This is a genomic window from Pedomonas sp. (genome assembly GCF_036515995.1).
Taxonomy (GTDB): domain Bacteria; phylum Pseudomonadota; class Alphaproteobacteria; order Sphingomonadales; family Sphingomonadaceae; genus Pedomonas.
On sequence record NZ_DATBUP010000135.1, the window covers coordinates 1 to 2,224 of the forward strand.

The 2,224-nt window shown below is 64.7% G+C and carries 2 protein-coding genes; both read right to left on the reverse strand.

The window, feature by feature from the left end; translation table 11 throughout:
• Nucleotides 1-84: 84 nt before the first annotated feature.
• On the reverse strand, nt 85-1,338 hold the full coding sequence (coxB, locus tag VIG90_RS10385; protein WP_023263845.1) for a cytochrome c oxidase subunit II: 1,254 nt from the start codon (nt 1,336-1,338) through the stop codon (nt 85-87).
• A gap of 61 nt (nt 1,339-1,399) precedes the next feature.
• On the reverse strand, nt 1,400-1,840 hold the full coding sequence (locus VIG90_RS10390; protein WP_331593442.1) for a DUF2244 domain-containing protein: 441 nt from the start codon (nt 1,838-1,840) through the stop codon (nt 1,400-1,402).
• Between the last annotated feature and the right edge of the window lie 384 nt (nt 1,841-2,224).

The following is a 2,224-nucleotide window of genomic DNA, read 5'->3' on the forward strand; positions in this document are numbered from 1 at the left end:
GTGGTCGTGCGGATGGGCGAGTGCGTCCGGGGTAGCAGTACTCATCGCGAAAACTCCTGAAATCCTGTTCTAACGTCCACGCGCTCAGCTCGCGGCGCCCTGGGCGCCCGCGCTGGCTTGCTCTGCGGCGGGCTTGGCGTCCGCCGGTGCGCCCTGTGCCGACTTGGCGCCGCCGCCCTCGGGGAACTTGCCCGCGCGCGCATTGACGAAGTCGGCCGGCTGGATGACCTCGCCGGTCTTGTTGCTCCAGACGTTGCGGGTGTAGGTCATCACCGCGGCAAGCTCGGTGTCGGACAGCTGCTTCCACGACGGCATGCCGCCCTTGCCCTCGAGCAGGATGTGCATCTGGTCGGCCTGCGGGCCGTTGACGACCTTGGAGCCGTCCAGCGCCGGGAAGGCGCCGGCGCCCTTGCCGTTGGGCTGGTGGCACACCGCGCAGTTGGCCGCGTAGACCTTCTCGCCGCGCACCTTCAGCTCGTCCAGGGTCCAGGTCTTGTTGGGATCGTCGGCCGCGGCCGCCATCGCCTTCTTCTTCTCGTCGACCCACTTGGTGTATTCGGCGTCGGTGACCACGCGCACCACGATCGGCATGAAGGCGTGTTCCTTGCCGCACAGCTCGGCGCACTGGCCGCGGTAGACGCCGGTCTTCTCGGCGCGGAACCAGGTGTCGCGCACGAAGCCGGGAATCGCATCCTGCTTGACGCCGAACGCCGGGATCATCCAGGCGTGGATCACGTCGTTGGCCGTCGTGACGATGCGGATCTTCTTGTTGACCGGCACCACCATCTCGTTGTCCACCTCCATCAGGTAGGTGTTCGACTTGGGCGCCTCGTTGTTGATCTGCTCGCGCGGGGTCGTCAGGGTCGACACGAAGGAGATGCCCTCGCCCTCACCCTTGAGGTAGTCGTAGCCCCACTTCCACTGGTAGCCGGTGGCCTTGATGGTGATGTCGGAGTTGGTGGTGTCCTTCATCGCGACCACGGTCTTGGTCGCGGGCAGCGCCATGCCGATCACGATCAGGAACGGGATGATGGTCCAGACGACTTCGACGGTGATGCTTTCGTGGAAGGAGGCCGGCTTGGAGCCCTTGGCCTTGCGGTGCGTGAAGATGGAATAGAACATCACGCTGAACACCGCGATGAAGATCACCGTGCAGATGATGAGCATCATCCAGTTCAGCCAGTGAATCTGCTCGGCGATCTTGGTGACCGGCTCGGTCAGGTTCAGCTGACGAACGGCGGGACCGCCCGGCATGTCTTCGACAGCGAGGGCTGCCTGGCTGGCGAGCAGGGAAGCGCCTGCCAGACACGCTGCGGATGCCTTCTTCCACATTTTCATTTGTTGTCTCTACCCAAATTACAGATTCGAATCTGCCCCTCGCTCCCAGCGGTGCCGCCTTTTACAAGGCGTGCAAGGCTGAAACGAGTTCCTGCGCGAACTTTCGCCGCTTGTACGGGTCCAGAAAACACCCCACCTGCACTGCGTGCGTTCCAGAGCGCACCACCACCAGCGCCGGGAACGATTCGCCCAGTTCGACCCGCACCCAGTGCGGGTTGAATTCCTCGCGGGTCACCTCGCCGGCGCTGGCCTTCTCGACCACCAGCCTGCCCTCGCTGAGCGTGACGCGCTCGTAGTCTGTCGCGTGTTGTGCGTAAGCGAGCAGTGCCACGCCCAGCCCGGCGAGTTCGAGCCCCGCAAAGGGCAACACGAGCCAAGCGCCTCGCCACGCGAAGAACAGGGCGATGGCAAGGGAAATACTGACGATGGAGAGGTAAAACCAGCCGACCTGGCGTGGAGACAGCGAACAATTCCGCTTCATCAGCCAGTCGTTGTTCGGCACGGCATGGGCTCCGTTGGGACTATCACCGGGCCCGTCACGCGCCGTCTGGAGTGCGATACCGAGTTCCTGCATCGCCAACCACTCTGCATCGCTGCATCGGTTGCACGCCTGGAATTCTGCCGGCTTCACCGCACTGCTGCACTGCTTCGGTGCTAAAACGCCGATCTTCTGTGCCAGGGGACCACTGCGACAAACTGGCGCATTATAGGGCGCTTCGTCAACCGTAACAAGCCAAGTCCGGCGCGGCACGGCGCACGCACCCCGGCGCGCCGGCGCACAGCGGCAGTGCAGCGGCGCGATGCGCGCCGGGTCGGAGCGAGGCTAGCGAGGAGTTGGCGAGGAGTTGGCGCGAGGCTGGCGGCGGCTCAGCCGCGCGGACGGCCG

Excerpts from the sequence above, each read along its gene's own strand:
- coxB (WP_023263845.1), bottom strand. The coding sequence starts at position 1,338 with ATGAAAATGTGGAAGAAGGCATCCGCAGCGTGTCTGGCAGGCGCTTCC.